This window comes from Streptomyces sp. (genome assembly GCF_036524955.1).
GTDB lineage: Bacteria > Actinomycetota > Actinomycetes > Streptomycetales > Streptomycetaceae > Actinacidiphila.
The window spans coordinates 1-17,859 of the sequence record NZ_DATDBG010000093.1 but is presented as its reverse complement, the minus strand read 5'-3'; the positions used below and the strand labels follow the sequence as shown (position 1 = coordinate 17,859).

Genomic DNA, 17,859 nt, shown 5'->3' with positions numbered 1-17,859 from the left:
CGGCGGCGGCTCTCGCCCCAGCCGCGCCGCCCGTCCTCAGCACGGCGCACGCGCGCCGACCCCTCTCCCAGGTCTGATACGCTGATCCAGCGACATCGGCCCGCCGAAATGTCCGGGTGATCCAGCGGAAACCTCGGGGATCAGCGGACGGTACGGCGCGGAGGTCGCGAAAAATCCGTGCGAGACCAGTGCACAATGTGTGCAAGACTTGTCCCGCACAAGCGAGGTCCTGTGGAGCAGTTTGGAGTGCTCGCCACCCTGTCAAGGTGGAGGCCGCGGGTTCAAATCCCGTCAGGACCGCTGCGGCTGGGTAGCTCAGTTGGTACGAGCGACCGCCTGAAAAGCGGTAGGTCGCCGGTTCGACCCCGGCCCCAGCCACCGCACGACGAAGGGTCCGCCGAAAGGCGGGCCCTTCGTCGTGGTCGGCGGGCTCCGGCGAGACGGCCCCTCCCGCGAGATCCCCGCACCCCGCTCCCGCCGCGCCCCGCGGCGAATTTGTTGGCCCGATCCCACCGCCGAATGCGATGCTGGACCGCGTATGTCTACTGAACCCTCCACCGCTGAGCTGGCCGGACGGCTGCCCTCGCTGACCCTGCGGGACGAGCAGCGGCTCGGGCGGCGGCTCGACGGCGCCCGGCGGATACGGAAACCGGAAGCGCGGGCCGCGGTGCTCGCGGAGATCGCCGCGGAGATCGAGAAGGCCGAGCGCCGGACCGAGAACCGCCGCACCGCCGTGCCCGCGATCACGTACCCCGAAGCACTGCCGGTCAGCCGGAAGAAGGACGACATCCTGGCCGCGATCCGCGACCACCAGGTGGTGATCGTCGCCGGCGAGACCGGCTCGGGCAAGACCACCCAGATCCCGAAGATCTGCCTGGAGCTCGGCCGGGGCGTGCGCGGTCTGATCGGGCATACGCAGCCGCGCCGTATCGCGGCCCGGACCGTCGCCGAGCGCATCGCGGAGGAACTGCGGACCCCGCTCGGCGAGGCGGTCGGCTGGAAAGTGCGGTTCACCGACCAGGTGAGCGATTCCACGCTGGTCAAGCTGATGACCGACGGCATCATGCTCGCCGAGATCCAGACCGACCGCGAGCTGCGCGCGTACGACACGATCATCATCGACGAGGCGCACGAGCGCAGCCTCAACATCGACTTCATCCTGGGCTACCTCGCCCAGCTCCTCCCCCGCCGACCCGACCTCAAGGTCGTCATCACCTCCGCGACCATCGACCCTGAGCGCTTCTCGCGGCACTTCGGCGACGCGCCGATCGTCGAGGTCAGCGGGCGTACGTACCCGGTGGAGGTCCGCTACCGGCCGCTGCTGGAGGAGGGCCCGGACAGCGCGGAGGACGCCGACCGCGACCAGATCACCGCGATCTGCGACGCCGTGGACGAGCTCCAGGCCGAGGGCCCCGGCGACATCCTCGTCTTCCTCTCCGGCGAACGGGAGATCCGCGACACCGCCGACGCGCTGAACAAGAAGAACCTCCGCATGACGGAGGTTCTGCCGCTGTACGCCCGGCTCTCCTCCGCCGAACAGCACCGCGTCTTCCAGCAGCACACCGGCCGGCGGATCGTGCTCGCCACCAACGTCGCCGAGACCTCCCTGACCGTTCCCGGCATCCGCTACGTGATCGACCCGGGCAACGCCCGCATCTCGCGCTACAGCCACCGGACGAAAGTGCAGCGGCTGCCGATCGAGCGGATCAGCCAGGCCAGCGCCAACCAGCGCAAGGGGCGCTGCGGCCGTACCGCCGACGGCATCTGCATCCGGCTGTACGCCGAGGACGACTTCCTGTCCCGGCCGGAGTTCACCGACGCGGAGATCCTGCGTACGAACCTGGCGTCGGTCATCCTGCAGATGACGGCGGCCGGGCTCGGGGACATCGCGAAGTTCCCGTTCATCGACCCGCCGGACAGCCGGAACATCAAGGACGGCGTCCAGCTCCTCGAAGAGCTCGGCGCGCTCGACCCGCGGCAGCCGGACCCGCGCAAGCGCCTCACGCAGACCGGCCGCAAGCTTTCCCAGCTCCCGGTGGACCCGCGCCTGGCCCGTATGGTGCTGGAGTCGGACCGCAACGGCTGCGTGCGCGAGGTGATGGTGATCGCGGCGGCGCTGTCCATCCAGGACCCGCGCGAGCGCCCCTCGGACAAGCAGCAGCAGGCCGACCAGCAGCACGCCCGGTTCCGCGACGAGAACAGCGACTTCCTCGCCTACCTCAACCTGTGGCGCTATGTCCGCGAGCGCCAGAAGGAACTGTCCAGCTCCGCCTTCCGCCGGATGTGCCGCAACGAGTACCTGAACTACCTGCGCATCCGCGAGTGGCAGGACATCTACAGCCAGTTGCGTACGGTCGCCAAGCAGCTGGGCATCACGGTGGGGGACCCGGCGGCGGGAACGGACGCGGACCCGCAGCACATCCATCTGTCGCTGCTCGCGGGGCTGCTGTCGCACCTGGGCCTGAAGAACGCAAGAGGGGAGGGCGGCGCCGCGGGGGAGGGCGGGAAGAACGCCGGGGCGGAGGGTGGCAGGAACGCCGGCAAGAACGAGTATCTGGGCGCCCGCAGTGCGAAGTTCGCGATCTTCCCGGGCTCGGCGCTGTTCAGGAAGCCGCCGCCCTGGATCATGTCGGCCGAACTGGTGGAGACCTCCCGGCTGTGGGCGCGGGTCAACGCGCGCATCGAGCCGGAGTGGGTCGAACCGCTCGCCCAGCACCTGGTCAAACGCACGTACAGCGAGCCGCACTGGGAGAAGGACCAGGCGGCGGTGATGGCCTACGAGCGCGTGACCCTGTACGGGATTCCGCTCGTCGCGCAGCGCAAGGTGAACTACGGGCGGATCGACCCGGAGGTCTCCCGCGAGCTGTTCATCCGCAATGCCCTGGTCGAGGGCGACTGGCGCACCCACCACCAGTTCTTCCACGACAACCGCAAACTGCTCGGCGAGGTCGAGGAGCTGGAGCACCGCGCCCGGCGCCGCGACATCCTGGTCGACGACGAGACGCTCTTCGACTTCTACGACGCGCGGCTGCCCGAACACGTGGTCTCCGGCGCGCACTTCGACTCCTGGTGGAAGCACAAGCGCCGCGAGGAGCCGGAACTGCTCAACTTCGAGCACTCCATGCTGATCAACGAGAACGCGGAGGCGGTCACCAAGGCCGACTACCCGGACTCGTGGCGGCAGGGCGCGCTCACGTTCAAGGTGACGTACCAGTTCGAGCCGGGCGCGGACGCCGACGGCGTGACCGTGCACATCCCGTTGCAGGTGCTCAACCAGGTCACCCCGGACGGCTTCGACTGGCAGATCCCCGGCTTGCGGGAACAGGTCGTCACCGAGCTGATCCGTTCCCTGCCCAAGGCGATCCGCCGGCACTACGTACCCGCGCCGAACTACGCGAAGGCGTTCCTGGGCAAGGTCGCGGCGGGGCCCGATCCCCTGCCGGTGGTGCTGGCGCGGGAGTTGCAGCGGATGGTCGGCGTGCCGGTCGCCGCGGAGGACTTCGACCTGGCACGGGTCCCCGAACATCTGAAAATCACCTTCCGGGTGACCGACGAGCGGCGACGGAAGATCGCCGAGGACAAGGACCTGGACGCGCTGAAGCTGCGGCTCAAGCCGAAGACCCGGGAGGCCATCACGCGGGCCTTCGAACAGGCCGCCACTCGGGCCGCCTCGAAGGCCGGCGAGGAGGGCCGGCCCGGGCAGGCGTCGATGGAGCAGCGCACCGGCCTCAAGGACTGGACGATCGGTACGCTGCCGCGCACGTTCGAGGCGCGGCGGGCCGGGCAGCCCGTCAAGGCGTATCCGGCGCTGGTGGACGAGGGCACGTCGGTGGCGGTACGGCTCTTCGACACCGAGCCGGAGCAGACCGAGGCGATGTGGCGCGGGACTCGGCGGCTGATCCTGCTGAACGTGCCGGTGAATCCGGCGAAGTTCGTCGCCGACCGGCTGTCCAACCAGCAGAAGCTCGCCCTGTCCCGCAACCCGCACGGCAGCGTGCAGGCCCTGTTCGAGGACTGCGCCACCGCGGCGGCGGACCGCCTGATCGCCGACCACGGCGGGCCGGCCTGGGACGAGGAGTCGTACCGCAAGCTCTACGACGCGGTACGGGCGGACCTGGTCGATCTGACCGGGCGCACCGTGCAGCGCGTCCAGCAGGTGCTGGCCGCCTGGCAGTCCTGCGAACGGCGGTTGAAGGACACGACGAGCCTGGCGCTGGTGGCGAACCTCCAGGACGTCACGGAACAGCTTGCCGCGCTGGTGCGCCCCGGGTTCGTCACCGAGACCGGGCTGAAGCGGCTGCCGGACCTGATGCGGTACCTGGTGGCCGTCGACCGGCGGCTCCAGCAGATGCCGACGGGCGCCCAGCGGGACGCGACGCGGATGGCGAAGGTCCGTGAGATCCAGGCGGAGTACACGGAACTGCTGGCCGCCCAGCCGGCCGGCCGCCCGCTGCCGCCCGCGGTCCGCGACATCCGCTGGATGATCGAGGAACTGCGGGTCAGCTACTTCGCCCATGCGCTCGGCACGGCCTTCCCCGTCTCCGACAAACGCATCTTCAAGGCCCTGGACGACGCCTGGGGCTAACCGCTCCGGTTCGACCGCACCCCCTGACCTGCTGTACAGTCTGTCTCGCGACGAGGTCCTGTGGAGCAGTTTGGAGTGCTCGCCACCCTGTCAAGGTGGAGGCCGCGGGTTCAAATCCCGTCAGGACCGCAAGAAAACACGATCAGCACCACACGAATGGCCCGCCCCGGCAACGGAAGCGGGCCATAGTCATGTCCGACCCCGCACCGCTCCCGCCTCACCGCACCGGCCGGCGGAGGCCGCGCCCGCGGCGCCGTCCGCACACAAGTCGCAGCACATCCCGTCAGGACCCTGCACCGCCCTCGCCCCACCGCCCGGCCGGCCTGGAGGCGGCACCCGATGGCGTACGGCCCGTCTCCGGTAACGGAGGCGGTTCGTCTGCGTTTGCGGGCAGGCGCCGACTGGGCTTTGTGAGGCTGGAGTTCACTACCGTACGGCTGGGACGGTGGACAAGAGCCGATCGTGTGACGGGAGTCACGGAAAATCGTTTCCGGACAGGAGAACTTGAGCCTCTCCGGAGGGCCGTCGATTTAATATGTGCAATTGCACTGTCGTCACAGGCCCGGAGGAAACCCGTGCGAGCCCGTCCGAGCCGCCACAAAGTCCGCGCGAAAAGGGACCGCACCGGACTCGGCGGAGTCCGGTGCGGTCCCGGTGAAACGTGAAGCTGAGTCGCGAGCCGAGCCGAGAAACTGAGCCGTTCTTCAGGTGAAGCTGAGCGCATTCCCTTCGGCGTCCCTGATGGGGGCAGGCAGGCCGTCGGGCCGGGCGACGTATGGGGTGGGGGCCCCGTAAGCCGCCCAAATGGGCTGTCAGGCCTCGCTGCGCTGCTGCGGAATGCCCGCCAGCAGTGCGCGGACCTCCGCCTCGCGGTAGCGGCGGTGTCCGCCGAGCGTGCGGATGGACGTGAGCTTGCCGGCCTTGGCCCAGCGCGTGACCGTCTTCGGGTCCACGCGGAACATGGTCGCGACCTCGGCAGGGGTAAGCAACGGCTCGGCATCAGGGGTGCGAGCGGTCATGAGCGGCCTCCTCGAGAGAACCGAACCAACGCGGTTCTTTCCTCTAAATTCTGCACCTTGACCCGCGTTGCCCGAAATGGCGGACGCGGGCCGAGTCGGTAATAGGACGAACGGCTTGTCCTCGGCACTACAACTACACCATCCGTCCAGCCGCGTCCGGCCAAACCGATGGATTTGCCCTCTCAGGTGTTCAACCTCGACGGAAGCCGATGGACCATGCCATAGCGGACAGTCACACCAACGTGACGATCAGTCACACATCAATCATCTGCAACATCCCCACCGTCGAAACGTCTTCGAGGCGGACCTGATGTCCCATTTTGGCATGACAGATGGTGATGCATGCAAGAGTTCTGATACGTGCTCTGCGTCACCCTTGGGCCAATGCACCCTCTCACGGCCCCCGCACACCACCGCACACCGGGGACGCACCCGTCCCACGGCTCAGTTGGAGAACTGGAGTTCGCGCACCACGCGCCACCGCTCGGTCAGCCGCTCGTACGCCTCGCCGGCCGCGGCCGGATTCCCCTCGCGCAGGGCGGCCAGCCCCTCGGCCACGTCCGCCGCCGAACGGTCCCGCGCCAGCCGGTCCGGGCCCATCACGTGCACCAGCCCGCCGTAGTCGAGTTCGACCAGCGACCGGGGGTGGAACTCCTCGAGCCAGCGGCCGACATCGATCAGACCCTCGATCAACGGGCCTTCCTCCAGGCTGTCCTTGAGCACCCGCAGCGCCCGCGCCACCCGCCGCCGTGCCTGCACCATCGGCGTGCGGTACCGCAGCAGCGGCTCCTTGGACTCCCCCGCGCCGGCCGGTTCGTACTCCCGTTCGTCGTCACCGACGAGCGCGAACCAGCGCACCGGCACGTGCCAGGTGGCCGAGCGGATCCACGGCCGCGCGTCCGGATTGCGTTCCCGCCACGACTCGTGGTCGGCCGCGGCCTGCCGCCGCACCACCGGGGGCAGCATCGCGTCGAGCACCGGCTCCGGCAGCAGCGCGCCCACCTGCTCCAGCGCCAGCCAGCCGCGCAGCCGGGTCCGCCACGGGCAGATGTGGGTCACGCCGCCGACCACCGCCACGAACGCGTCGGCGCTCTCGTGCACCGGGACGGCGACCGGCGGCACGGGCAGCAGGTCCGCCAGCGACTGCCGCAGTTCGTCCTGTGCGGTCCTGGTCGCGCCCTCGGCGACGTATCGGTACCAGTGGGTCCGTTCGGGCTCGGGAAAGGCCGCCAGCGGCTCGTACACCCGCAGATACGCCGCGTACGGGACCAGTACCGGAGAACCGCCCACACCCGCTCCCTCGCCGCATTGCCACCTCCTCGATCGTCCCACGCGCCCCGGCGGGCCGGAGGTGATCCCAGCCACTGGACGGCACGCCCCCGCGACCACTGCTCCGAACCCCGCGCAGGGCCTACGCTGTGGCCATCAGCCCCTCCGCCACCCTTACGGGGGGCGCGAGCCGGTGCACCACCGGGACAACCGAACCACCGCGACACACTGGACTATGGGAGTCACCACCGTGACCGACGTACGACAGAACGACCGCTCCGCCGAGAGCGTGCTCACCAAGCTGTTCCGCTCGGAGCAGGGGGGACACGAGCAGGTCGTTCTCTGCCAGGACCGCGCCTCCGGCCTCAAGGCCGTCATCGCGCTCCACTCCACCGCCCTGGGCCCGGCCCTGGGCGGTACCCGTTTCCACGCCTACGCGTCCGACGACGAGGCCGTGGAGGACGCGCTCAACCTCGCCCGCGGCATGTCGTACAAGAACGCGATGGCCGGGCTGGACCACGGCGGCGGCAAGGCCGTGATCATCGGCGATCCCGACACGCTCAAGTCCGAAGCGCTGCTGCTCGCATACGGCCGGTTCGTGGCCTCGCTCGGTGGCCGTTACGTCACCGCGTGCGACGTCGGCACGTACGTCGCCGACATGGATGTGGTCGCCCGCGAGAACCGCTGGACCACCGGCCGCTCCCCCGAGCACGGCGGCGCCGGCGACTCCTCGGTCCTCACCGCCTTCGGCGTCTTCCAGGGCATGCGCGCCGCCGCCCGGACCCAGTGGGGCGAGCCGTCGCTGCGCGGGCGCCGGGTCGGCGTCGCCGGCGTCGGCAAGGTCGGCCGCCACCTGGTCGACCACCTGGTCGCGGACGGCGCCGAGGTCGTGATCACCGATGTACGCGCCGACGCCGTCGCCGGGATCACCACCCGCCACCCGGAGGTCACCGCGGTGAGCGACGCCGACGTCCTGGTCCGCGCCCCGCTCGACGTGTACGCGCCCTGCGCGCTCGGCGGCGCCCTGGACGACGCGACCGTGGCCGCCCTGACCGCCACCGTCGTCTGCGGCGCGGCCAACAACCAGCTCGCCCACCCCGGCGTCGAGAAGGACCTCGCCGACCGCGGCATCCTCTACGCGCCGGACTACGTGGTCAACGCCGGCGGCGTGATCCAGGTCGCGGACGAACTGCACGGTTTCGACTTCGAGCGGGCCAAGGCGAAGGCGGCAAAGATCTACGACACGACTCTGGCCATTTTCGACCGGGCCACCGCGGACGGCGTGCCGCCCGCGGTGGCCGCCGACCGGCTCGCCGAGCAGCGGATGGCAGACCGTGTTACAGCCGCGGAATGGCTGCGTCCGGTCGCATCGTAGGGCAGGATGCGGGCAGGATACGAGGCGCGGTGCGGGACGCCGCAGGAGTCACCACAAACGGTTGGCGTGACCGAGAGCACGGCCCGATAGCAAGTTCGCGCTAGAACACGGTAAAATCGGGCCTGACCAGGCAGGACAGGGTCGCCGAAGACCCCTGTTCCGACGCGCGTAGTGCGGGCGACGTACCGTGCGGCGTCGGAAGCAGGTACCGTTGAGGCCCTACGGACCGGTCTCTCTCCGGGGAGGCCGCTCCAATTCATGAACGCGTGTCAAGACTCGGGGCCGTCGAGCCCCGCCGTTGAGGGGGTCGAGCCATGGGGCGCGGCCGGGCCAAGGCCAAGCAGACGAAGGTCGCCCGCCAGCTGAAGTACAACAGCGGCGGCACGGATCTCTCACGTCTGGCCGAAGAGCTGGGCGCATCGCCGTCGAGGCCGGTTAATCCGGAGCCTGTCGAGGACGATGACGACGAGTTGGAAGACGACCCGTACGCTCAGTACGCGGATCTGTACAACGACGACGAAGACGACGAGGACGAGGAGTCCGAACCGTCGTCACAACGCCGCCGCGCTTGACCCCGCCAGCACGCCGACCCGGTCCGGGGCCCGCCTCGGACCGGCTTTCGTCGCCTGCTTTTTTTGCCGCCATCTCGCCTCCGGGGGCTTGGACCCGGTGTCGACGGTCACGTGCTCAGTCGCTCTCCCCCAGCCTCCGGCCGGGGGTGTCCCCACCTCGCTTCTTGCGCGCGTCTCCGCTGTCGACACCGGTGCCCCCTTTGGCTCGATGACTGCAGGTCTTTCCGGCGCACCGGATCAGCTCGCGTACGCGCCGGTCAGCTCGACGGCCGGTGCGCCGCTCTGGCGTGCCGTGATCGCGCCCGCCACCCAGGCGCCCACCCCCCGGTCGGCGAGCACCGCCAGGGCCACGTCCACCGACTGCGGCGGCACCACCGCGACCATGCCGACGCCCATGTTCAGCGTCTTCTCCAGCTCAAGGCGGTCGACCCCGCCCAGCTCGCCCACCAGCCCGAAGACCGGGCCCGGCGTCCAGGTGGAGCGGTCGACGGTGGCGTGCAGGCCGTCCGGCACGACCCGGGCCAGGTTGTTGGCCAGCCCGCCGCCGGTGATGTGCGAGAAGGCGTGCACCTCGGTGGTGCGGGCCAGGGCCAGGCAGTCCAGCGAGTAGATCCTCGTCGGCTCCAGCAGCTCCTCGCCGAGTGTCCGGCCGAACTCCGGGACATCACGGTCCAGCGCCCAGCCGGCCCGCTCGAAGAGGACATGCCGGACCAGGCTGTACCCGTTCGAGTGAAGTCCGGACGACTCGATGGCGATCACCACGTCACCCGTACGGATACGGTCCGCACCCAGCAGCCGGTCCGCTTCCACCACGCCGGTGCCGGCGCCCGCCACGTCGAACTCATCGGCGCCCAGCAGGCCCGGGTGCTCGGCGGTCTCGCCGCCGACCAGCGCGCAGCCGGCCAGCACGCACCCCTCGGCGATGCCCTTGACGATGGCCGCGACCCGTTCCGGGTACACCTTGCCGACACAGATGTAGTCGGTCATGAACAGCGGTTCCGCGCCGCACACCACCAGGTCGTCCACGACCATGCCGACCAGGTCGTGCCCGATGGTGTCGTAGACCCCCATCCGGCGGGCGATGTCGACCTTGGTGCCGACACCGTCGGTCGCGGAGGCGAGCAGCGGGCGCTCGTACCGCTTCAGCGCGGAGGCGTCGAAAAGCCCGGCGAAACCGCCGAGCCCGCCGACCACCTCCGGACGGGTGGCCTTGCCCACCCACTCCTTCATCAGGGTGACGGCGTGGTCGCCGGCCTCGATGTCGACGCCTGCGGCGGCGTAGCTGGCACCGTGTGTCTCAGGCATGGGCGGCACTCTCGTGTGGTGTTTCCGGCACGGGCAGTACGGCAGGCTACGGGCGTCGCAGCGCGTCGGCGGCGTCCGCGCCCCCGGCCAGCTCGGTCTCCAGGAGCTGCTTGCCCAGCAGCTCGGGGTCGGGCAGGTCCATCGGGTACTCGCCGTCGAAGCAGGCCCGGCACAGGTTGGGTTTGGCGATGGTGGTCGCCTCCACCATGGCGTCGAGCGAGATGTACGCGAGGGAGTCCGCGCCCAGCGAGGTGCCGATCTCGTCCACCGTCATGCCGTTGGCGATCAGCTCGGCGCGGGTGGCGAAGTCGATCCCGAAGAAGCAGGGCCACTTCACCGGCGGCGAGGAGATCCGTACGTGCACCTCGGCGGCTCCCGCCTCGCGCAGCATCCGGACCAGGGCGCGCTGGGTGTTGCCGCGGACGATGGAGTCGTCCACCACCACGAGCCGCTTGCCCCGGATGACCTCCCGGAGCGGGTTGAGCTTGAGGCGGATGCCGAGCTGGCGGATGGTCTGCGACGGCTGGATGAACGTACGCCCCACGTAGGAGTTCTTCACCAGGCCCGAGCCGTACGGGATGCCGCTGGCCTCCGCGTAGCCGACGGCGGCCGGGGTGCCGGACTCCGGGGTCGGTATCACCAGGTCCGCGTCGGCCGGGGCCTCCCTGGCCAGGCGGCGGCCCATCTCGACCCGGGAGAGGTAGACGTTGCGGCCCGCGATGTCGGTGTCGGGGCGGGCCAGGTACACGTACTCGAAGACGCAGCCCTTGGGCCTGGCCTCGGCGAACCGGGAGGTACGCAGCCCCTGCTCGTCTATGGCGACCAGCTCGCCGGGCTCTATCTCGCGGACGAAGCTGGCGCCGCAGATGTCGAGGGCGGCGGTCTCCGAGGCGACCACCCAGCCGCGCTCCAGCCGTCCCAGCACCAGCGGCCGGATGCCCTGCGGGTCACGGGCCGCGAAGAGGGTGTGCTCGTCCATGAAGGCCAGGCTGAACGCGCCCTTGATGCGCGGCAGCACCCTGGGCGCGGCCTCCTCGACGGACAGCGGCGTGCCGTCCTCGGTGACCTGGCCGGCCAGAAGGGCGGTGATCAGGTCGGTGTCGTTGGTCGCGGCGACCTTGGTGGCCCGGCCGGGACCCGCCGGCATCTCGGCGACCAGCTCGGCGAGCTCGGCGGTGTTCACCAGGTTGCCGTTGTGCCCGAGCGCGATGGAGCCCTGGGCGGTTGCGCGGAACGTCGGCTGGGCGTTCTCCCACACCGACGCGCCGGTCGTCGAGTACCGGGCGTGACCGACCGCGATGTGACCGGTCAGCGAGCCGAGTGAGGTCTCGTCGAAGACCTGGGAGACCAGGCCCATGTCCTTGAAGACCAGAATCTGGGAGCCGTTGCTCACTGCGATGCCCGCGGACTCCTGTCCACGGTGCTGCAGCGCGTACAGCCCGAAATAGGTGAGTTTGGCGACCTCTTCACCGGGGGCCCAGACACCGAAGACGCCGCAAGCGTCCTGGGGGCCCTTCTCACCGGGGAGCAGGTCGTGGCTGAGTCGTCCGTCACCAGGCACGCTTCCGAGTCTAGGGCAGTTTTCCCGCTGGTCCGAACGAGGGACCCTTCGATTCGGGGGCGCTATGCGCGTAGTGCCTTGCGGCACAAGGGCATGTGACCTGAGCCGGGCGCCTTTCACGGGGCCGGCCTCGGGCGCAGGCCGGGCTGCTGGATCATTGCGTTGATCTCGGCGGCGATGCAGGTGTTGCGCCGCAGCCCCGCGTAGTCGATCGTGACGTCCCCGGCGGGGGAGGTGGACCGGGCCTTGGTCGTCAGGGCGACGGCGCTGCTGGTGACGACCGTGGTCACGTCGCCCCAGGGGAGGGTGTGCACCCGGTGGGCGATCCTTATGCGCAGCCCGTCGCTGTCAGCGGTGACGCGCCAGGTGACCAGGCGCACCGGCGTCCACGCCAGGGAGCCGACGACGATCGGACAGAGGACGACGCGCCACCAGGTGAAGCGTGCACGAGCGTGTCCGTGAAGCTCGCGATCATCAGGGCCACCAGCACGGCGGCCCCCGCGCACTCGGCGAGCCCGGCCTGCCACTGCCTGCTCACGCCATCACCGGCAGGTACGCGCCCAGGTCCGCCCGTTCCCCGCTGGCCGCGACCTGGGCGGCGTGCAGCGCCTCGGGCCAGGTGAGTCGGCCGGTGGCGAGGCGGAGCCAGGTGAGCGGGTCGGTCTCGACGACGTTGGGCGGGGTGCCGCGGGTGTGGCGGGGGCCCGCGACGCACTGGACGGCGGCGTAGGGCGGGACGCGGACCTCGACGGAGTTGCCGGGGGCCTTCGCGGCGAGGGCGTCCGCGAGGAGTCGTACGGCGGCGGCCACGGCCTGCTTGTCCAGGGGTATGTCGAGGCCGGTCGCGCGGGCGAGGTCGTCGCTGTGCACGACCAGTTCCACCAGCCGCGTCACCGTGAAGTCCAGCGACCGCATGGCCGTGAACACGTGCGGGACGATCCGGTCGGCCCGCAGCGCCTCCTGCTCCTGCGCGGCCAGCGCCTCCGCCGCCGCGTCCAGCGCCGCCACGGGATCGCCCACGTGCTCGGCGCTCTCCCGGGTGGAGGCGTCCAGCCGGTCCGCGATCCCCGCGGTCGACAGCGCCCACGTGTCCAGGTCCGTCACCGTGGCCCCCACCGGCGGTGCGGGCTCCCCCAGCAGCACCGGTACCGCCTCGATCTGCCGTACGACGTGCACGACCAGCAGCCGTACGTTCCACCCCGGCAGCCCGCCGGCCGCAGCCCACTGCTCTTCCGTCAAGCGGTGCACGGCCTCCCGCACATGCCCCACCTGCGCGGTGAGCGCGGCCCACGTCCTGGCGGGGTCATACGTACGGGCGCGGCGGCGGGCTGGAGGCATGCGCCGAGCGTAGTGCCGCCGGGGGCCGGGGCCGTACGGAATACGGCCCCGCACACGGCGGCCCCGCCCGGCCTTCGCCACGCGCCCTCAGCCCTGCCGCGGGCGCTCGAACGTCAGCAGCAGCCCGTCGACCGCGCCGGGCCCGACACGGCCCTTCACGTCCGCCGAGGTGATGGCCTTCAGCGCCCAGCCGTCCTCCGCGTGCTTGTTGAGCGTCTTCTCCAGCTTGCCCCCGTCCAGTGCGTCGCCGATCAGCGATTCGCGGAAGGAGACGACCTTGTACTCGTACATGCGCGGGTCCCTCGCCTGTGTCTCGTTCGTACGGTCCCGCGGCGCGCGCCGCGTGCGACCATCCCATCACGAACGGGGCGGGCGGCTCCGGACCGGGCGACCGCGACGACAGGGCGTTGCGGCCGGGCCCGGATCGCCGGATGCCTCCTGGCGGGAGGGGTTCGCGGCGGAGGTCAGCCGGTAGTCAGGTGCCGGCCCGCACGAGGCCGCGCGGCGGATCCGGGAGGCGGGTGCTCACCCGGTGGCCAGGGGCCGGCCCCGGCCTGTGTCAGGCGGACGCGCCGGCGGGCCCGCGCTCGGGCTCGCCGCCGGAGCCGGGCTCGGGCTCCGCGTCGGCACGGCTGCCGCCGCGGGCGGCACGAACGGGGCCGTAGGTCCTCAGCGCCGGCGGCACGACCAAAAGAGGGGTGCCCCCAGCCGTTACACCCGGCCGGGGCACCCCTCTCCACGTGAAAGGCTCAGGTCGCCACGTACAGCGCTCAGGCCAGCAACGCCGGGATCGTGGCCTCGTGGGCCTCCCGCAGGTCCGCCAGGGAGAGGGCGAACTCGCCCTGGACGTCGATCGTGTCGCCGTCGATCACGCCGATCCGGGTGGCCGGTAGGCCGCGGGCGCCGCACATGTCGGTGAACCGGAGTTCCTCGGAGCGCGGGACGGCCACGACAGCTCGGCCGGCCGACTCGGAGAAGAGGAAGGTGAAGGCGGTCAGGCCGTCCGGGACGACCAGGCGGGCACCCAGGCCGCCGCGCAGGCAGGACTCGGTGACGGCCTGGATGAGGCCACCGTCGGACAGGTCGTGCGCCGCGTCGATCATGCCGTCGCGGGACGCGGAGATGAGGATCTCGGCGAGCAGTCGCTCCCGGTCGAGGTCCACCGCCGGCGGCAGCCCGCCGAGGTGGTCGTGGACGACCTGGGACCAGGCCGAGCCGCCGAGTTCGTCGCGGGTGTCGCCCAGCAGATAGAGCAGGTGACCCTCGTCCTTGAAGGCGATCGGGGTGCGGCGGGTGACGTCGTCGATCACGCCGAGTACGGCGACCACCGGGGTGGGGTGGATGGCGGTGGCGCCGGTCTGGTTGTAGAGCGACACGTTTCCGCCGGTCACCGGCGTGCCCAGGGCCAGGCAGCCGTCGGCCAGACCCCGCGTGGCCTCGGCGAACTGCCACATCACCGCCGGGTCCTCCGGGGAACCGAAGTTGAGGCAGTCCGAGACGGCCAGCGGCTTCGCGCCGGTGGCGGCGACATTGCGGTACGCCTCCGCCAGCGCGAGCTGCGCGCCCGCGTAGGGGTCGAGCTTGGCGTAGCGGCCGTTTCCGTCGGTGGCGACCGCGACGCCGAGGTTGGTCTCCTCGTCGATCCGGATGACGCCGGAGTCCTCGGGCTGCGCCAGCACCGTGTTGCCCTGCACGAAACGGTCGTACTGGTCGGTGATCCACGCCTTGGACGCCTGGTTGGGCGAGGCGACCACCCGCAGCACCTGCTCGCGCAGTTCGGCCGACGAGGCGGGCCGCGGCAGCTGGGCGGCGTCGTCCGCCTGGAGTTCGTCCTGCCAGGAGGGGCGCTCGTACGGGCGCTGGTACGTCGGGCCCTCGTGCGCGACCGAGCGCGGCGGTACGTCCACGATCTGCTCGCCGTGCCAGTAGATCTCCAGCCGCGAACCCTCGGTGACCTCACCGATGACCGTGGCGATGACGTCCCACTTCTCGCAGATCTCCAGGAACCGCTCGACCTTGTCCGGCTCGACGATCGCGCACATCCGCTCCTGCGACTCGCTCATCAGGATCTCCTCCGGGGAGAGGGAGGAGTCCCGCAGCGGCACGGTGTCCAGCTCGACCCGCATGCCGCCGGAACCGGCCGAGGCCAGCTCGGAGGTCGCGCAGGACAGACCCGCCCCACCGAGGTCCTGGATGCCCGCGACCAGGTGCTCGCGGAAGATCTCCAGCGTGCACTCGATGAGCAGCTTCTCCTGGAACGGGTCGCCGACCTGCACCGCGGGGCGCCGCGAGGGCCCGGTCGACTCGAAGGTCTCCGAGGCGAGCACCGAGACACCGCCGATTCCGTCGCCACCGGTCCTGGCCCCGTACAGAATGACCTTGTTGCCGGCGCCGGACGCCTTGGCGAGGTGGATGTCCTCGTGCTTCATGACGCCGACGCACAACGCGTTGACCAGCGGGTTGCCCTGATAGCAGGGGTCGAAGACGACCTCGCCGCCGATGTTGGGCAGGCCCAGGCAGTTGCCGTAGCCGCCGATGCCCGCGACCACACCGGGCAGCACGCGCCGGGTGTCGGGGTGGTCGGCGGCGCCGAACCGCAGCGGGTCCATGACGGCGACCGGCCGCGCGCCCATCGCGAGGATGTCGCGGACGATGCCGCCGACGCCGGTGGCCGCGCCCTGGTAGGGCTCGATGTACGAGGGGTGGTTGTGCGACTCGATCTTGAAGGTGACCGCGTAGCCCTGGCCGACGTCGACCACGCCGGCGTTCTCACCGATGCCGACCAGCAGCGCGTCGTTGGCCGGCGCCTTCTCGCCGAACTGCCTCAGGTGCACCTTGCTCGACTTGTACGAGCAGTGCTCGGACCACATCACCGAGTACATCGCCAGCTCGGCACCGGTCGGGCGGCGGTCCAGGATCTCCCGGATGCGCTGGTACTCGTCCTGCTTGAGGCCGAGCTCCTTCCAGGGCTGCTCCGCCTCCGGGGTCCGGGCGGCGTGCTTCACTGTGTCGAGGGTCACGCTCGGTCGCTCCTTCGCACGATACGAATCAGGTCTCGCAAGCCGAGGCACACAGTCGCTCCCTCGGCCGCTCCGATGTCGAGGGTCACGCTCGGTCGCTCCTTCGCACGATACGGATCAGGTCTCGCAAGCCGAGGCACTCCGTCGCTCCGGTGTCCGGACTCATGCGTTGACCAGCCTCTTGAGTACCGAGGTGAAGAATCCGAGGCCGTCGGTGCGGCCGGTGCCGACCAGCGACTCGACCGCGTGCTCGGGGTGCGGCATGAGGCCGACCACGTTACCCGCCGCGTTGCTGATGCCGGCGATGTCGCGGAGCGAGCCGTTGGGGTTTCCGTATCCGTCGGCGGCGCCGCCGTCGACCAGGTAGCGGAAGACGACCCGGCCCTCGGCCTCCAGCTCGTCCAGCGTGCGCCGGTCGGCGGTGTAGCGGCCGTCGATGTTCTTCAGCGGGATGGAGATCTCCTGGCCGGCCGCGTAGTCCGCGGTCCAGGCGGTGCCGCTGGTTTCGACCCGCAGCTTCTGGTCGCGGCAGACGAAGTGCAGGTCGTTGTTCCGGAGCATCGCGCCGGGCAGCAGATGCGCCTCGGTGAGCACCTGGAAACCGTTGCAGATGCCCAGGACCGGCATTCCGGCCTTGGCCTGCTCGATGATCGTTTCCATCACCGGCGAGAAACGTGAGATCGCGCCGGCCCGCAGATAGTCACCGTAACTGAACCCACCCGGCAGAACCACCGCGTCGACCTGCTTGAGGTCCTTGTCGCGGTGCCACAGCGGTACGGGTTCGGCGCCCGCCACCCGCACGGCGCGCCGCGTGTCACGGTCGTCGAGCGTCCCCGGGAATGTGACGACGCCAATGCGTGCAGTCACGACTCCACCTTTACATTGAAGTCCTCGATCACGGTGTTGGCGAGAAACGTTTCCGCCATCTCCCGAATGCGGGCGAGGGCGGCGTCGTCGACCGGACCCTCGACCTCCAGTTCAAAGCGCTTTCCCTGACGTACGTCGGCGATCCCGGCGAAGCCCAGGCGCGGCAGTGCGCGCTGCACCGCCTGGCCCTGGGGGTCGAGGATCTCCGGCTTGAGCATGACGTCGACTACGACGCGTGCCACGGGCACTCCCGGTGGTGTGGTGCGTGAGGTTCTCTCAGCGTACCCGGTGGGAAAATCTACGCGAGTAGATATGCCGAGGTGCGCACAGACCGTGCGGCGATCACGGATCACGTTTATGTATCGGCTGACGAAATACCTGGGGGAACCCTGCGATAAAACATAGGGTCCCGGGTGCGGCGACGCTTGCGGGACGCCGCCAGCGGGAATTAAGAGTGACAACGGGTGCCACCACTGGGCCCATTTCGTGACATCACACAAATGAAAACTTGTCGACAGCGACGCGTCGGCCTCCTCCGCCCGCCGGCAGCGGCTCGCTGACGGCAGCCGACACGTAAGAAAGGACCGATCCCTATGGCGCAACGCGTACTGGTCACCCTCGCCGACGACCTGGACGGCGGCGAAGCCGCGGAAACCATCGCATTCGGCGTCGACGGGCAGTGGTACGAGATCGACCTCTCGTCCAAGAACGCGGACAAATTGCGCACCGAGCTCGCGCCTTACGTGGAGGCCGGCCGTCGGCGCACCCTTTCCGGCCGCGCCTACAAGCGCACCCCCATCGCCCCGACGCCCGCCACCGTGCGCGCCTGGGCCCAGTCCAACGGCTTCGAGGTACCAGCCCGTGGCCGCATCCCCAAGAAGGTCTACGAGGCCTTCAACAAGGCGGGTTGAGCGGGAAGTCAAGGAGCAGCACAGAGCCGGGCGGGGC

Annotated in this window: 14 protein-coding genes and 3 tRNA genes; 7 read left to right on the top strand and 10 right to left on the bottom strand. The window is 70.3% G+C overall.

The window, feature by feature from the left end; all coding sequences use genetic code 11:
- Positions 1 to 225 precede the first annotated feature (225 nt).
- From VIW71_RS08675 to VIW71_RS08660, 4 genes are all read left to right on the top strand, one after another.
- A tRNA-Asp gene (locus VIW71_RS08675) sits at positions 226 to 300 on the top strand.
- Positions 301 to 304: 4 nt separating this feature from the next.
- Positions 305 to 378, top strand: a tRNA-Phe gene (locus VIW71_RS08670).
- A gap of 160 nt (positions 379 to 538) precedes the next feature.
- Positions 539 to 4,585, top strand: a complete 4,047-nt coding sequence (hrpA, locus tag VIW71_RS08665) for an ATP-dependent RNA helicase HrpA (RefSeq protein ID WP_331621459.1) — start codon at positions 539 to 541, stop codon at positions 4,583 to 4,585.
- Positions 4,586 to 4,639: 54 nt separating this feature from the next.
- Positions 4,640 to 4,714: transfer RNA gene (locus VIW71_RS08660), tRNA-Asp, on the top strand.
- Positions 4,715 to 5,397: 683 nt separating this feature from the next.
- Here the strand turns inward: VIW71_RS08660 and bldC are convergent.
- Together bldC and VIW71_RS08650 are read right to left on the bottom strand one after the other, a co-directional pair.
- Positions 5,398 to 5,604: a developmental transcriptional regulator BldC gene (gene bldC, locus VIW71_RS08655; protein ID WP_003949541.1), complete on the bottom strand. Its 207-nt coding sequence runs from the start codon at positions 5,602 to 5,604 to the stop codon at positions 5,398 to 5,400.
- A gap of 444 nt (positions 5,605 to 6,048) precedes the next feature.
- Entirely contained in the window at positions 6,049 to 6,894 is an 846-nt protein-coding gene (locus VIW71_RS08650; protein WP_331621458.1) for a hypothetical protein, read from the bottom strand.
- A gap of 214 nt (positions 6,895 to 7,108) precedes the next feature.
- On the opposite strand from VIW71_RS08650, the gene VIW71_RS08645 reads away from it, so the two are divergent.
- Together VIW71_RS08645 and VIW71_RS08640 are read left to right on the top strand one after the other, a co-directional pair.
- Positions 7,109 to 8,248: a Leu/Phe/Val dehydrogenase gene (locus tag VIW71_RS08645; protein WP_331621457.1), complete on the top strand. Its 1,140-nt coding sequence runs from the start codon at positions 7,109 to 7,111 to the stop codon at positions 8,246 to 8,248.
- 314 nt (positions 8,249 to 8,562) lie between these two features.
- On the top strand, positions 8,563 to 8,820 hold the full coding sequence (locus tag VIW71_RS08640) for a DUF3073 domain-containing protein (protein ID WP_331621456.1): 258 nt from the start codon (positions 8,563 to 8,565) through the stop codon (positions 8,818 to 8,820).
- Positions 8,821 to 9,057: 237 nt separating this feature from the next.
- Here VIW71_RS08640 and purM read toward each other — a convergent pair whose 3' ends face one another.
- From purM to purS, 8 genes are all read right to left on the bottom strand, one after another.
- Entirely contained in the window at positions 9,058 to 10,125 is a 1,068-nt protein-coding gene (gene purM / locus VIW71_RS08635; RefSeq protein ID WP_331621455.1) for a phosphoribosylformylglycinamidine cyclo-ligase, read from the bottom strand.
- A gap of 46 nt (positions 10,126 to 10,171) precedes the next feature.
- Positions 10,172 to 11,686 carry an amidophosphoribosyltransferase gene (gene purF / locus VIW71_RS08630; RefSeq protein ID WP_331621453.1) on the bottom strand — a complete coding sequence of 505 codons (1,515 nt, stop codon included), beginning with the start codon at positions 11,684 to 11,686 and terminating at the stop codon, positions 10,172 to 10,174.
- Positions 11,687 to 11,802: 116 nt separating this feature from the next.
- On the bottom strand, positions 11,803 to 12,066 hold the full coding sequence (locus tag VIW71_RS08625; RefSeq protein WP_331621452.1) for a hypothetical protein: 264 nt from the start codon (positions 12,064 to 12,066) through the stop codon (positions 11,803 to 11,805).
- Positions 12,067 to 12,220: 154 nt separating this feature from the next.
- The gene (locus VIW71_RS08620; protein ID WP_331621451.1) at positions 12,221 to 13,024 is read right to left on the bottom strand and encodes a sterol carrier family protein; all 804 of its coding nucleotides are present in this window, start codon (positions 13,022 to 13,024) and stop codon (positions 12,221 to 12,223) included.
- A gap of 87 nt (positions 13,025 to 13,111) precedes the next feature.
- Positions 13,112 to 13,315 (bottom strand): DUF4177 domain-containing protein, encoded by a 204-nt coding sequence (locus tag VIW71_RS08615; protein WP_331621450.1) that lies wholly within the window; start codon positions 13,313 to 13,315, stop codon positions 13,112 to 13,114.
- A 479-nt stretch (positions 13,316 to 13,794) separates the two neighbouring features.
- A complete protein-coding gene (gene purL / locus VIW71_RS08610; protein WP_331621449.1) occupies positions 13,795 to 16,044 on the bottom strand; it encodes a phosphoribosylformylglycinamidine synthase subunit PurL in 2,250 nt (749 codons plus the stop codon).
- A 162-nt stretch (positions 16,045 to 16,206) separates the two neighbouring features.
- Complete coding sequence (purQ, locus tag VIW71_RS08605; protein WP_331621448.1) at positions 16,207 to 16,911, bottom strand: phosphoribosylformylglycinamidine synthase subunit PurQ; 705 nt, start codon at positions 16,909 to 16,911, stop codon at positions 16,207 to 16,209.
- Positions 16,908 to 17,153: a phosphoribosylformylglycinamidine synthase subunit PurS gene (gene purS, locus VIW71_RS08600; protein ID WP_331621447.1), complete on the bottom strand. Its 246-nt coding sequence runs from the start codon at positions 17,151 to 17,153 to the stop codon at positions 16,908 to 16,910. The genes purQ and purS overlap by 4 nt, the downstream gene beginning before the upstream one ends.
- Positions 17,154 to 17,504: 351 nt before the next feature.
- Between purS and VIW71_RS08595 the strand changes: the two genes are divergently transcribed.
- A complete protein-coding gene (locus VIW71_RS08595) occupies positions 17,505 to 17,822 on the top strand; it encodes a histone-like nucleoid-structuring protein Lsr2 (protein WP_331621446.1) in 318 nt (105 codons plus the stop codon).
- The last annotated feature ends 37 nt before the right edge of the window (positions 17,823 to 17,859 follow it).

Excerpts from the sequence above, each read along its gene's own strand:
- hrpA (WP_331621459.1), top strand. The coding sequence starts at position 539 with ATGTCTACTGAACCCTCCACCGCTGAGCTGGCCGGACGGCTGCCCTCG.
- bldC (WP_003949541.1), bottom strand. The coding sequence starts at position 5,604 with ATGACCGCTCGCACCCCTGATGCCGAGCCGTTGCTTACCCCTGCCGAG.
- VIW71_RS08645 (WP_331621457.1), top strand. The coding sequence starts at position 7,109 with ATGGGAGTCACCACCGTGACCGACGTACGACAGAACGACCGCTCCGCC.
- VIW71_RS08640 (WP_331621456.1), top strand. The coding sequence starts at position 8,563 with ATGGGGCGCGGCCGGGCCAAGGCCAAGCAGACGAAGGTCGCCCGCCAG.
- purM (WP_331621455.1), bottom strand. The coding sequence starts at position 10,125 with ATGCCTGAGACACACGGTGCCAGCTACGCCGCCGCAGGCGTCGACATC.
- VIW71_RS08620 (WP_331621451.1), bottom strand. The coding sequence starts at position 13,024 with ATGCCTCCAGCCCGCCGCCGCGCCCGTACGTATGACCCCGCCAGGACG.
- VIW71_RS08615 (WP_331621450.1), bottom strand. The coding sequence starts at position 13,315 with ATGTACGAGTACAAGGTCGTCTCCTTCCGCGAATCGCTGATCGGCGAC.
- VIW71_RS08595 (WP_331621446.1), top strand. The coding sequence starts at position 17,505 with ATGGCGCAACGCGTACTGGTCACCCTCGCCGACGACCTGGACGGCGGC.